Consider the following 12,773-nt stretch of genomic DNA (forward strand, 5'->3'; position numbering starts at 1 on the left):
GAATATGAAAACAGCTATTTATGAAAAAGCCGGTAAGATGACCGTTGCAGAAATCGAAAAACCAAGCCTTCAAGCTAAGGACGATGTCATTATCAAGGTCGTTAGAACCTGTGTCTGTGGGTCTGACCTTTGGGGCTACGGAGAAGACATTCACCATGACCACGGTGACACAAACTCTGGTCATGAAGCCATCGGTATCGTTGAAGAGGTAGGCGAAGACATTACAACACTTGTTCCTGGTGACTTCGTTATCGTTCCATTTACACATGGTTGCGGACACTGTGATGCCTGTCGTGCTGGCTTTGATGGTACTTGTGACAACCATCCAGGCTACACCAACTGGGGCAACAACTACCAGTCTCAATACATTCGTTTCCACTACGGCAACTGGGCCTTGGTCAAAATTCCTGGTCAGCCAAGTGACTACTCAGAAGGCATGATCAAATCTCTCTTGACTCTGGCAGATGTTATGCCAACTGGCTACCACGCAGCCCGCGTAGCAGATGTCAAACCTGGTGACAAGGTTGTTGTCATCGGTGATGGTGCAGTGGGTCAATGTGCCGTCATTGCTGCAAAAATGCGCGGAGCTTCTCAGATTATTATGATGAGCCGCCATGCAGACCGCCAGCAAATGGCTTTGGAATCAGGGGCTACTGCCATCGTAGCAGAACGGGGCGAGGAAGGAATTGCCAAAGTCCGTGAAATTCTAGGTGGCGGAGCTGATGCCGCCCTCGAATGTGTTGGTACAGAAGCCTCTATTGACCAAGCCCTCGGCGTGCTTCACAATGGTGGTCGTATCGGTTTTGTCGGTGTGCCACACTACAACAACCACGCCCTTGGCTCAACCTTTGCTCAAAATATCATTATCGGTGGTGGCTCTGCTTCTGTCACAACCTATGATAAGGAAATTTTGCTCGATGCTGTTCTCAAAGGCGACATCAACCCAGGTCGAGTTTTCACCCAAACTTACTCCCTAGAGAATATCGACCAAGCCTACAAAGACATGGCCAACCGTAAAACGATTAAAGCAATGATTACGGTGGATTAAGAAAATAGAACAAAACCCCAGAAGTTCATTACATAAACTTCTGGGGTTTCGTATAATTTATAGAAAGATAAAAACGGAACCATCCCACTCATTAGAACTACTAATACTCAACGGGAGTAGAAAGGTCCAGTTTCAACATTTGCAATAACAGAAGCAAGTGTTAAGCATGAATTTTTTTATCTGCAATTGCATCCGTGAGGGTCTGTGAGAAATTCAATCCTAGTTCACGTCCTAGAGTGTCTGCCCAGCGTGGGATAGTGAGTGTTTTCTTTACTGGCTCTTGACTGCCCAAATACTTTGCAACGTCCACCATCACCATGGAGATAAAAGACTTGCTAGAATCGTAAACCATCTCAAAATCCTCATTACGGAAAGGGTTATTATCTACTAATGACAAAGTGTTTATAGAAGACGGGGTAGGAATGTCTCTTCCATTCTCGATATAATCAGCTAAGTTTATGCCTAACCAATCGCTAGCCATTGCCATAGCGTCCGCCATATCCTCGCCTTGAGTTGCTGAATGCTCAAAATCAGGGAAAGTTACAAAGTAAGGGGCGTTAGCTCCGTCTGTATCATCAAAATAAAATAAAGCTGGATAAGTGACAAGCATAGTTTACCTCCAAAAGAAAACAAGCGGTAGGCTGTTGTTATAACAGCCCTGCTTGCTTTTTGATACCCCTTTCGGTGTATTTGTTTATTTCACCGTGGGGAATGGTTATAGGTCGCTCGCCTGCTTTTTCAAGTTTCACGTGTGACCCCTTACCGCCTTTGGTTTTTGTCCAACCATGGGCGGTAAGTAGCTTAACCATTTCTTTTTGTGTCATAGGCATAGCGCTTTTACCTCCTGACAAGATTATTATACCATACGTATTACACGTATTCAACTATAAAGAATCAGAAAATGTCTGAAATTTGTGACTGATACTCAATGAAAATCAAAATAAAAAAAGACAGTTCAGTAAACAAACTGAACTGTTCCATATTTTAAGACACATTATTTCCAAGTTCTTAATTCTGTCCATCCAATCGCATTACTAATAGTATAAGTCTTTCCAGCGTTGACATACTATTCGTACCTAGATATCTCACCTTAAGATCGTACTCATTCAAATTATAATTAGCTTTTACAATAATATGTCCATAAGTGTATAGAGGTACATTATGAGAAACCCTCTAAATTAACAGAAATTCCATATTATTTTTTAAAACTTTTGCAAAATAATATAGCTCCTATTGAAAAACTTAAGGTTTCTACAGGCCTCCAGAATAATTGATATACATAAAGTATGAGTGTATTCCAAAAATCACCACTAGTATCAATCCAAGTTGGTTTTATCATATAATTTAAGTATCCAAAGCACATTAAAATTATGCCACTTAAAAATAATGTATCCGGACTCCTTTTATTTTTCATAAAAACCACCATCCTTATTTTTCATATAAAATAAACAGTCTAGTCATCAGCATTATAGTTTCCTATGTTATTTTAACTCCTAGCTTGATGCTATATTATTTATATATTCGCAATATTATTATAACATTTATGGATTAAAAAATAAAGTTATTATTGGTTTATTTCTAAAAATCGTTTCAAAATTTCAAATTGAAATTTTGAATTATCCTAGTTAACATATTCATCAATAAATTTATATATAAAAACCAACAAAAAAGACCAGGATTTCTCCCAGTCTTAGCGACTATTGATAGCCTTCATGGTTCGTTTGATGTCACGGTCTTGCTCACGGCGTTTAATTGACTCTCGCTTGTCGTAGTCGTGCTTCCCTTTGGCAAGCCCAATCAAGACCTTGGCAAAGCCGTCCTTGATATAGACCTTGAGGGGCACCAGGGTCATCCCTGTTCCCTTGACCTCATTACCCAGAGATTCAATCTGCTTCTTCCGCAAGAGGAGCTTGCGGGTCCGTGTTGGCTCCTGATTCCAAATATTGCCCTCATCGTAGGGAGCGATATGGACATTGACCAGCCAAGCCTCGCCCTGCTTGATCTGGGCAAAGCCGTCCTTGAGGTTAATCCGCCCCGCACGAATCGACTTAATCTCCGTCCCCGTCAGGACCATCCCCGCCTCCACTGTATCGACAATGGTATAGTCGTGGCGGGCTTTTTTATTCTGTGCAATCACATTGCCCTCACCCTTGGCCATGCCTATCTCCTTTTCTTCTTGTTCTTTTTAGCTACTTCTTTGTAAAATGGTTTCTTTTTCTTGTCTTTTTTACCACTTTTTGACTTGTGGTCTTTCCCAGACTTGTGATGTTTGCTGTCGCGACCAGCAGCTTCTTGCTTGTGGTGCTTGCCCCGTCCTCGCCCTGACCGATCATCACGGTCACGGTTGGAGTGACTGGCCGTTCTCCGCTTGGCTTTCAAAGCCTTTTCCACAATATCCAGCTCGGACGGCACGTGGGCAAAATCAATCTCCCCTGTCATCTTGTCCGCCCGCGTTAGCTTGATACGAATTGGCTGACCGACACGGAAGACCCGACCGGATTTCTCACCCTGCAAGGTCAGAGTTCGCTCGTGGAACTGATAGTATTCGTTGAGGTTGGTGATATGAATCAGACCTTCAACCGTGTTTGGTAACTCGACAAAAAGACCAAACTTGACTACGCTAGACACGACACCGTCAAACTCTTGCCCAACAAATTCTTGCATGAACTCTGCCTTCTTCATGGCTTCGACTTCCCGCTCTGCCTCAATGGCACGGCGTTCTAAACTGGACGAAGACTTGGCAAGCTCAGGAATAACCTGCTCAAAATGCTCTGCTTTTTCCGCAGGATTGTGACCATATTCCCGTACCATACGGTGAACCAGCAGGTCGGGATAGCGGCGGATAGGGCTGGTGAAGTGAGTGTAGAACTCCGCACCCAGACCGTAGTGGCCGTGGTTGTGCTCCGAGTAGCGTGCCTGCTGCATGGAGCGTAACAACATCATGTTGAGGACATCCGCATAGGCTTCATCCTTGACCCGCTCCATAAGATCTTGAAGGGCATCCTGGCTGATAGAGCTAGCCGTACCGTAAACCGTCAGACCAAAGCTGGTCGCATAGTCGATGAACTTCTGCAACTTGTCTGACTTAGGCTCCTCGTGGATCCGATAGATGAAAGGCAGATCCAGCTTGGCAAAATGCTCGGCAACGCACTCATTGGCCGCCAACATGAAGGACTCAATCATTCGCTCGGCAATGCCCCGCTGACGTAGTTGAATATCGACTGGTAGACCATCCTTGTTGACGATGATTTTGGCTTCTGTCGTGTCAAAGTTGAGAGCCCCACGTTTGTAGCGCATGGTTTCCAGGGTTTCATGGAGTTTGACCATAAGCTCTACACTTGGCACGATTGCCTTGTATTTGTCCAGCTTTTCCTTGTTACCTGCAATCATATCATTGACATCGGAATAGGTCATACGGAAGGTGGTTTTGATGACCGTTTGGCCAATCCAGTGCTTGACTACCTTGCCCTTGCGGTCAATTTCCATAATAGCCGACTGGGTCAGGCGATCCACGTTTGGATTAAGGGAACAAATGCCATTTGACAAACGTTCTGGCAGCATTGGCACCACACGGTCGGTCACATAGACAGACGTTCCACGCTTGACAGCTTCCTGGTCCAAGGCAGAGCCTTCGGTCACATAGTAGCTGACATCAGCGATATGGACACCCAGTTCCAGATTGCCGTTCTTGAGTTGCTTGATATGGACCGCATCGTCCAGGTCCTTGGCATCTGCACCATCGATAGTAAAGATGATTTCATCCCGCAGGTCCAAGCGTCCTTCAAAGTCCTTCTCAGACGGACTTTCTGGTACTCGGTTGGCCTCCGCCAAAACTTCATCAGGGAATTCCGACACGATATCCATGGACTCCAAAACTTCCAAGACATCGATTCCCACATCGTCCTTGTGGCCCACCACGTCCCGAATGGTCGCAACAAAGTGGTCCCGTTTCTTGCTTGGATAGGCTTCGATATCAACTTTTAGGATTTCCGTTCCGGTCAATACCAGAGGTGACTTCTTGATGTAAATCTTCTGAGCGATTTTCTGGTTTTTAGACTTGATGTAGCCTGCATATTCAGGCTTATCTTCGTCAAAAACAATCAAGCCCACCGCTGTTTTCAGGCTATGTTCCAAAATATCAATGACTTCTGCTTCTGCAGCCGTTCCCTTGAGACGATCTGCAACCTTTTTGATTGCAATTTCAACTCTGTCACCTTCGATAGCAAAGTTGACATCGTCACGGCTGACAAAGAGATCATCTTCCTCCTCGTCAATGGTCACAAAGCCAAAGCCTGACTTGTGGGCACGGAAAATACCCTGTAAGGTTACCTTGTTTTTGGACACTTTTGGGACTGGCAGAGCAATTCGACCCGCATTGTCAAAGACAAGTTGACGACTACCTTCCATACTCGAAACCAGCTTGACCAAGTCTGTAAAACTCTTAGCAGAACTAGCTCCAAGCTGATCTGCCAGCTGGTCCATGGTCACAGGACCAACTTCTTTAATATAGTTTATAATTTCGTTTTTCATCTTGTATTTACCAGAGTGCAGGATAAAAACCTAGCACTATTTCTCTTTCAGTCCTTTAGTTTATCTTTTATTACTGCGACGTACGAGGAAACTCCGTTTCCCTATTTCCAACTTCAAATAATTTCATCATTATTTGAACTCGCTTTGTCGTACTTCAGTACAGTCTGCAGCTCGTTGCCTAGTACTAAAAGCAAACTAAAAGACTGTATTTTGCGTTATATCCAGACGCAGTGGTTGATTGCTCCAACAATCAAATGATTGTTGGAGGTGGGAGATAGGATTTGCAAAGCAAATCTCAATAGTTCGCGAATAACGCTCCGAACCATACCTATTCAACTTATGTGGGGGTGGGCAGACGAACTCTTTATATAGTCATTTGAATTATCTTTGATACATCGTCACTTTCGCCTTGCCATACTTTAGTATAGCCTGCGCCTCAGTTCCTTGTCTGAAAGCTAATTCATTCGACTATACTTGTCGAGTTCTGGCCCACTCCCAAAAAAATAGACCAAGAACAAGTCCCAGTCTGATTTATCTACTTACTTGAAATGATAACAAGCGCCAGCGCATCCAGCATCCAAAGAAAAACAAGAATAGCTGTAATGCGTTGCATCACCGCTTCAAAACCACGGGCCTTTGTACGTTCAAATAAGGCTCCACTAGAAGAGTCAAAGACGTTGCTAGACTGGTTTTTAGCCGGTTGAATAAAAATCACTACAATCAAAATAACAGATAAAATCAACAGAATTGCTAATAATGCTTGATACATATTTTTTTCACTTTCTACAATAACTTATGACATTATACCATAAAACCTACTTAGTTTCAAGGTGGAGGGTTACTTTTCTCTCTTTTGGGCAGTATTTAAGGACTTCAATCTTATCTGGATGAGTCTTGGCGTTTTTGCTAGTCAAGTAGTTCTTACTACCACATTCTGAACATTGTAAATTGATTTTAACTCTCACTAAACATCCCTTACTTTCAAATAGTTTCTAAAATTGGTCAAAGACCAGATAAGGTTAAAGAGGACAAGTCCGCTCGACAGATAGAAAACCCAGTCATAACCCATGTGAGCAGCCACCGCAGACCCCATCATGGGACCAACAACAGAACCTAGATTATTAAAGAGTTGGTTGTAGGAAAATATCCTTGAAATCCCTTCTTTTGGGGTCAACTTGGTCAAAAGAGAATTGACCGAAGGCAACAATGCTCCTGTCCCAAAACCATACATGAATCGCAACAAACCAAGCTGGAAAGGATCTTCTGCAAAAACACAGAAAACATTAATCAACAGACTGTAAGTTAAAGCAATTAACAGGAGGCGATGGTTGCCAATACGATCACCAATTTTCCCTAAATAACCGGATGTCACTAGCGATGCCATACCAGGCAAGGAAATGATAAAACCAGCAACAAATAACAGATTATCTGTCTGTCCCAAATGCCGCACATAGAGGGTCAATATAGGAACGACAGCCTGAGCAGCTGCAATAATAATCATAGAAGTCACAAAAAGCCCAACCAGCATCTGCCGATCTTTCACCTGCTCAAATACCTCTTTAACCGACATTTCTTCGCCTTTTTTGACTGGAACAAAATCCTCTCGAATATAGAAAACTGTCAGTAACACAACGATAGCATAAAGAAGTCCCACCAGCAAAAATACCATATGTACGCCAAACATCTCTGCTAAGATACCACCCAGGGTCGGACCAATCAAATTCCCCGCTACCGCACCTGTTGATAAGGTCCCCAGAGCATACCCCGTCTTATCCTTTGGAACCTGACTGGCAATCAAGGCAGTCGCATTGGGAATGTACCCCGTAAATACCCCGTTTAGGACACGTAAGGCAAGCAACCAAAAAACATTTGGTACAAAGGCCATCCCACCCATAGTAAAAATCATCGCAAAAGCAGCCCGCACCATCATGGGCTTGCGACCGTAGCGGTCTGCCAAACTACCCCAGATAGGAGCCATAACTGCCGCTGCAAAGGCATTGGCCGACACTGCCAGCCCTGCATAGTATTCCACCTGTCCAGGTCCCACTCCCAACTCTTCTACAAAGACCGAGATAAAAGGCATAACCAAGGTAAAACTCGTCCCTGTTAGGAAATTTCCCAACCAAGCCACCTTCAAATTCTGCTTCCAATAACTACTACCGTCGTCCATCCTTTAATTCCTCCAAAAGTTGCGCAACCTGTGCTAAGGTCGCCTCAACCTCTCCGCTATTATCAATCACCACCTGGGCTTGCGACCGTTTTTCCTCTAAAGAAAGCTGAGCAGCCAGACGATTTTCCGCATCTTGAACAGCTAAGCCATTGCGTTTCATAAGCCGTTCCAACTGCTGCGCTCTATCGACATAAACTAGCCAGACTTCATTTACTTCCCCGCTATAATCCGCCTCGTAGAGCAGAGGAATATCCATGAAAATTACCTCTTCAGTCTGCTTGAGAGCATCCCTTCTTGCCAGCAATTCTTGCCTGATAATCTGGTCTTGCAAGACAGACAAACGAGCCCGCAACTTGCTATCCGCAAAAACAGCCCGACCCAGCTTAGTCCTATCTAGACTACCATCAGCTGACAGGATTGCTTCCCCAAACTCAGCAAGCAAAACCTGGTAGAGTTTGCCGCCTTTAGCCTGTAATTCATGCACGACCGCATCCGCATCGATGACTGGATAACCTTGTTCTCTCAGAAAAGCTGTAATGGTTGATTTTCCAGAGGCGATGCCACCTGTTATTCCGATAACTTTAGCCATGTTTCACCTGACACTTGGGACAGAAATGTGTCCCCCGTCCGCCCAACTGGATTTTGACAATCTCTGTCTGGCAACGGGGACAAGCCTGTCCTGTCTTTCCGTAAACTTGTAAATAATCCTGCATGGTCCCGTCCATGCCCAAGGCATTTTTGTAGGTCCGAATGGTTGAGCCTCCTTTTTCGATACCCAGTTGCAGGACTTCAATGGTAGCTTGGCGAAGGCTAGTTACCTGCTCTGCCGACAGCTGATTACTCGTTTGAGCAGGATGGACTTGAGCCCTGAACAAGACCTCATCGACATAAATATTGCCCAAACCAGCCACCAAAGACTGGTCCAAAAGATGCGACTTAATGGGCTTTTTCGACTTAGCTAACTTGAGTGCAAATTCTTCTAGGACAAAATCTTCCTCCGTCGGCTCAGGACCAATTTTTCGACTGATAAAATAGGCACCCACATCTGCCTTGCCCAGCAGTTCCATTGTGCCAAACTTGCGGACATCCTGATAAACCAAGGTCGAGCCATCTGAAAAAGTAAAAAAGGCATGGAAATGTTTGTTGGCAGGCACCTGGTCAGGAAAGAAATTGTACTTACCTTCCATCCGCAAATGAGAAATGAGGACATGGTCTGTCAGGTAAATCAAGAGATACTTGCCACGACGGTCCACATCTAAAATCTCCTGACCAATCAAGTCTTGGCAGAAGGCATCCACACCTGTCTTAATCATGGGAGCATAGGTTACCTCCACCTTGGAAATAACCTTTCCCTTAACCAACCGATTTAAACCACGACGAACCGTCTCAACCTCAGGCAATTCTGGCAATGTACGATACCAAGAGCGTAAAAAGCGACTGAAAATTAGGAGAGCGACGCTGTGTGACTTGCACACAAGAAGCTCTATCTATTTTCCGAGCTTTTAGCTCGGGTTCAAGTACGCAAACACTCGTCCTTTCTAACAAAATTACAAAGCAAATAGAAACCTGACCGACGGTGCTTCGACACCTAGGTCACGGTTGTGATTTTCAAAGAGGCCTAGGCGAATTCAAGACAACGCCTAATCGGCTTTCCTTTCTTAACTAAATTTTTGATAGAGATACTTTTATTCACTATTCAAATCTCGAACATAGTGAACGGTTCGACTAACTTCTCGGAAGCCATGTTTGATATGAAAATTCTGGCTCAGTAGATTATCCAGTTCCGCATCAGATCCTAGTTGGCATATCCCTTGACTTTTAGCCCAATGCTCAGCAAAATTCAACAGTTCTTTCGCAATCCCTTGACTACGGTAATTCGGGCTAATAAAAATCCCTTCTAAATAGGCAACTGGACTCGCCTGACATCCTTCTACATAGTCGTGGCGAAGCGACAAATTAATCCACGCTATCGGCTCCTCACTTTGAGAATAGTACAAAAACTCAAAAGGAAACTCATTATTTGAAAATTTCTCTATCAAAACTTGCTCACTTGTCTGCCAAACCTGACTTGCAAAGAGAGTCCAAGTAGGAAGAGATCGTTCAGTAACTGCTCTAATCGTCATTATATCTCACCGTAACGACGCAAAACACCACAAAAGTGGTGCTTTACGCTTGAAATTAATTCATTCTATTCTGTTGAAGAAAGTCCCCAGACTACCTCGCTCTCTGGTTTTCAAGCTCGGGTTAAAAACGTCCCTCGGACGTTTTTAATACTCTTTCTCATTATAACCAAAGTCGGCGAGGTCGAGTTTTTTGTCTCGCCAGTTTTTCTTGACCTTGACCCAGGTTTCGAGGAAGACCTTGTCACCTAGCATGAGTTCAATATCACGACGAGCCATGGAGCCGATTTTCTTGAGCATGGCTCCTTGCTTACCGATGATGATGCCTTTCTGGCTATCACGCTCTACCATAATCGTAGCACGAATGTGGACCTTGTCAGTAAACTCATCACGTTTCATGGAATCGATGACAACGGCCACAGAGTGCGGAATTTCCTCACGAGTCAGGTGTAGAACCTTCTCCCGAATCATCTCAGATACTAAGAAACGTTCTGGGTGGTCAGTGATTTGGTCCGCAGGGAAATATTGGAAGCCTTCGTCCAGGTTTTCCTTGAGAATTTCCATGAGTCGGTTGACATTGTTCCCTTGGGTAGCAGAAATAGGCACAATTTCCTTGAACTCCATCTGTTGACGGAAATCATCAATCTGTTCCAAAAGCTGGTCTGGATGAACCTTGTCAATCTTGTTGACAACGAGGATAACGGGAACCTTGGCCTGTTTAAGGCGTTCCATAATCATGTCGTCACCCTTGCCTCGTTTTTCATCGGCTGGCACCATAAAGAGGACCGTGTCCACTTCACGAAGGGTACTATAAGCAGATTCCACCATAAAGTCACCCAAGGCCGTCTTAGGCTTGTGGATTCCTGGTGTGTCAATGAAGACAATCTGCTCTTCTTCTGTCGTATAAATGCCCATAATCTTGTTACGGGTTGTTTGAGCTTTATCGCTCATGATGGCAATTTTCTGCCCCATTACATAGTTGAGAAAGGTTGATTTCCCAACGTTTGGACGACCTAAAATCGCCACAAAACCTGACTTAAATGACATGTATTCTCCTTATATTCTAAAAAATAAAGTCCCAAATTTTCGGCACAAAGATAATCAATCCTGTCAGCAAGGCAAAGCCTGACACAAATAAGACTGCCCCTGCTGCCATATCTTTTGCATTCTTTGCCAACATAGAAAAATGATAGTCTGACGCCAAATCCACCACATTCTCAATAGCCGAATTCACAATTTCAAAAGCGATAACCAGACTAATACTGAGCAAGAGGAAGAGCCATTCTGCCACAGATACTTGGAAAATAAGTCCCGCAAGCACTACAAGAATAGCTGAAGCAAGGTGCTTCTTCATATTGCGTTCTTCCTTGAAAGCCGTCAACAAACCCGTTACTGCAAATTCTAGACTAGCAATCAGCTCTCGATTTTTCCAGCGATTTTTTGAATTATTCTCTTGTAAGTCCATAGGCCGTCAAAATTTCTTCTTGTAAACCAAACATTTCTGCCTCTTCTTCTGGCGTATAATGATCATAGCCATTGATATGCAGAAAACCGTGTACAGCTAAAAAGCCCATTTCACGCTCGTAGCTATGACCATAATCTTCAGCTTGCTCACGCGCCTTATCGATAGAAATATACAATTCACCAATATAGGCATCGAAATCTTCCATCATTTCAGCCAATTCAGGATTGTCCAGTAAGTCTTCCTCATCAAAAACAATCTCCGACTCTGGCTTATACTCTAGACTAACAACGTCTGTCGGACGGTCAATTCCTCGGTACTCCAAGTTAACCTCATGGACACGCTTATTGTCCACAAAAGTCACAGCCATTTCCTTATTCTGCTTGCCAATTTTTTCGGCAGCAAACTGAAGCAATTCCGTAATCTGCTCCTGCATTTGAGCAGAAACCTGCCCTGTTTCATCAATCATTTCAATATACATAATCTTACATTCCTTTTACGTTTCCATTATATCATAAAACCTATCAATGAGGGGTTTTTAGTGGTATAATGTCCTCAGAAGCTATCAAGAGGAATGGAAAATGTTACAAACACCGAAACACATCACTGCCATCATTGAGTCTCATCTGGATCAGATGACTAGACTTGAAAAGCAGATTGCCAGTTATTTTACTCAGTTAGACCCATCTAGCGCCGATCTTAGCCAAGAAAACACTATACAGCAACTCCACATTTCTCCATCTGCTCTTACCCGTTTTGCCAAAAAATGTGGATTTTCCGGTTATCGAGAATTTGTCTTTGCCTTTCAGAATAACCAAGAATACTTGGATAAACATTTTGAAAAATTACAGCGGAGCCTAACAAAAAAAGTCTTGGTAGACTATGAGGAAATCCTAACTGCCACTAATAATCTGGTAGATGAGGAAAAATTGGAAGAAATTGCTAAACTGATTGACAGTAGCAAGCGTGTCTACTTCTATGGAATAGGCAGTTCTGGCTTAGTGGCCATGGAATTCAAGTCCCGTTTTATGCGACTGGGAGTCGTTTGTGATGCTATTACAGATAAAAACAACCTCATTTGGACAACTACTATTTTAGACCCTAGTTGCCTGATTATCGGTCTTTCTCTGTCTGGTCAGACAGAAGAGGTCATGGAGCATCTCCAGCTGGCTGCTCAAAAGGGGATTCCTACCGCCCTGTTAACAACTAAGAGTTTTCCCCATCCGACTTTTGACCAAATCATTCCAGTCGCCTCTGTCCGCCACCTCAATTACGGCAATCGTATCTCACCCCAAATTCCCCTGCTCATCATGCTAGATATTATCTACGCCTATTTTTTAGCTATTGACAAGGAGAAAAAAGAGAATATTTTCAAGCAAACTATTAGAGAATAATTCATCCGTCTTTCTATTTCACAACAATCTTAATAAGACAAAAAGCATT

15 protein-coding genes are annotated in these 12,773 nt (G+C 43.6%); 2 read left to right on the plus strand and 13 right to left on the minus strand.

Features of this window, described 5'->3' with window-relative positions:
* The first annotated feature begins 4 nt into the window (after window positions 1–4).
* Complete coding sequence (locus F9856_RS06410) at window positions 5–1,048, plus strand: zinc-binding dehydrogenase (protein WP_202106101.1); 1,044 nt, start codon at window positions 5–7, stop codon at window positions 1,046–1,048.
* Between the two features lie 160 nt (window positions 1,049–1,208).
* Here the strand turns inward: F9856_RS06410 and F9856_RS06415 are convergent, their stop codons facing one another.
* The 13 genes from F9856_RS06415 to ybeY all read right to left on the minus strand — a co-directional run bounded on the left by F9856_RS06415 (window position 1,209) and on the right by ybeY (window position 11,811).
* On the minus strand, window positions 1,209–1,658 hold the full coding sequence (locus F9856_RS06415; protein ID WP_105112165.1) for a type II toxin-antitoxin system HicB family antitoxin: 450 nt from the start codon (window positions 1,656–1,658) through the stop codon (window positions 1,209–1,211).
* A gap of 37 nt (window positions 1,659–1,695) precedes the next feature.
* Window positions 1,696–1,878, minus strand: coding sequence for a type II toxin-antitoxin system HicA family toxin (locus F9856_RS06420; protein WP_014637653.1), 183 nt, complete (start codon window positions 1,876–1,878; stop codon window positions 1,696–1,698).
* Window positions 1,879–2,738: 860 nt separating this feature from the next.
* Window positions 2,739–3,206: an SsrA-binding protein SmpB gene (gene smpB, locus F9856_RS06425; protein WP_002935771.1), complete on the minus strand. Its 468-nt coding sequence runs from the start codon at window positions 3,204–3,206 to the stop codon at window positions 2,739–2,741.
* A 2-nt stretch (window positions 3,207–3,208) separates the two neighbouring features.
* The gene (gene rnr, locus F9856_RS06430; protein WP_202106102.1) at window positions 3,209–5,578 is read right to left on the minus strand and encodes a ribonuclease R; all 2,370 of its coding nucleotides are present in this window, start codon (window positions 5,576–5,578) and stop codon (window positions 3,209–3,211) included.
* A gap of 535 nt (window positions 5,579–6,113) precedes the next feature.
* Window positions 6,114–6,347 carry a preprotein translocase subunit SecG gene (secG, locus tag F9856_RS06435; protein WP_002935768.1) on the minus strand — a complete coding sequence of 78 codons (234 nt, stop codon included), beginning with the start codon at window positions 6,345–6,347 and terminating at the stop codon, window positions 6,114–6,116.
* A 46-nt stretch (window positions 6,348–6,393) separates the two neighbouring features.
* On the minus strand, window positions 6,394–6,543 hold the full coding sequence (rpmG, locus tag F9856_RS06440) for a 50S ribosomal protein L33 (protein ID WP_012775228.1): 150 nt from the start codon (window positions 6,541–6,543) through the stop codon (window positions 6,394–6,396).
* The gene (locus F9856_RS06445; RefSeq protein ID WP_202106103.1) at window positions 6,543–7,748 is read right to left on the minus strand and encodes a multidrug efflux MFS transporter; all 1,206 of its coding nucleotides are present in this window, start codon (window positions 7,746–7,748) and stop codon (window positions 6,543–6,545) included. The genes rpmG and F9856_RS06445 overlap by 1 nt, the downstream gene beginning before the upstream one ends.
* Complete coding sequence (gene coaE / locus F9856_RS06450; protein WP_202106104.1) at window positions 7,735–8,337, minus strand: dephospho-CoA kinase; 603 nt, start codon at window positions 8,335–8,337, stop codon at window positions 7,735–7,737. Before coaE ends, F9856_RS06445 begins: the two co-directional genes overlap by 14 nt.
* The gene (gene mutM, locus F9856_RS06455) at window positions 8,330–9,157 is read right to left on the minus strand and encodes a DNA-formamidopyrimidine glycosylase (protein WP_202106109.1); all 828 of its coding nucleotides are present in this window, start codon (window positions 9,155–9,157) and stop codon (window positions 8,330–8,332) included. The genes coaE and mutM overlap by 8 nt, the downstream gene beginning before the upstream one ends.
* A 276-nt stretch (window positions 9,158–9,433) precedes the next feature.
* Complete coding sequence (locus F9856_RS06460; RefSeq protein ID WP_202106105.1) at window positions 9,434–9,871, minus strand: GNAT family N-acetyltransferase; 438 nt, start codon at window positions 9,869–9,871, stop codon at window positions 9,434–9,436.
* Between the two features lie 144 nt (window positions 9,872–10,015).
* Window positions 10,016–10,915 (minus strand): GTPase Era, encoded by a 900-nt coding sequence (era, locus tag F9856_RS06465; RefSeq protein WP_202106106.1) that lies wholly within the window; start codon window positions 10,913–10,915, stop codon window positions 10,016–10,018.
* A 16-nt stretch (window positions 10,916–10,931) separates the two neighbouring features.
* Window positions 10,932–11,333 (minus strand): diacylglycerol kinase family protein, encoded by a 402-nt coding sequence (locus F9856_RS06470; RefSeq protein ID WP_024398961.1) that lies wholly within the window; start codon window positions 11,331–11,333, stop codon window positions 10,932–10,934.
* Window positions 11,314–11,811, minus strand: a complete 498-nt coding sequence (gene ybeY / locus F9856_RS06475; protein WP_002935749.1) for an rRNA maturation RNase YbeY — start codon at window positions 11,809–11,811, stop codon at window positions 11,314–11,316. Before ybeY ends, F9856_RS06470 begins: the two co-directional genes overlap by 20 nt.
* 100 nt (window positions 11,812–11,911) lie before the next feature.
* Here ybeY and F9856_RS06480 point away from each other — a divergent pair, with 100 nt between their 5' ends.
* The gene (locus F9856_RS06480) at window positions 11,912–12,724 is read left to right on the plus strand and encodes a MurR/RpiR family transcriptional regulator (RefSeq protein WP_202106107.1); all 813 of its coding nucleotides are present in this window, start codon (window positions 11,912–11,914) and stop codon (window positions 12,722–12,724) included.
* The last annotated feature ends 49 nt before the right edge of the window (window positions 12,725–12,773 follow it).

It is taken from the genome of Streptococcus suis (assembly GCF_016743335.1).
Taxonomy (GTDB): domain Bacteria; phylum Bacillota; class Bacilli; order Lactobacillales; family Streptococcaceae; genus Streptococcus; species Streptococcus suis_Y.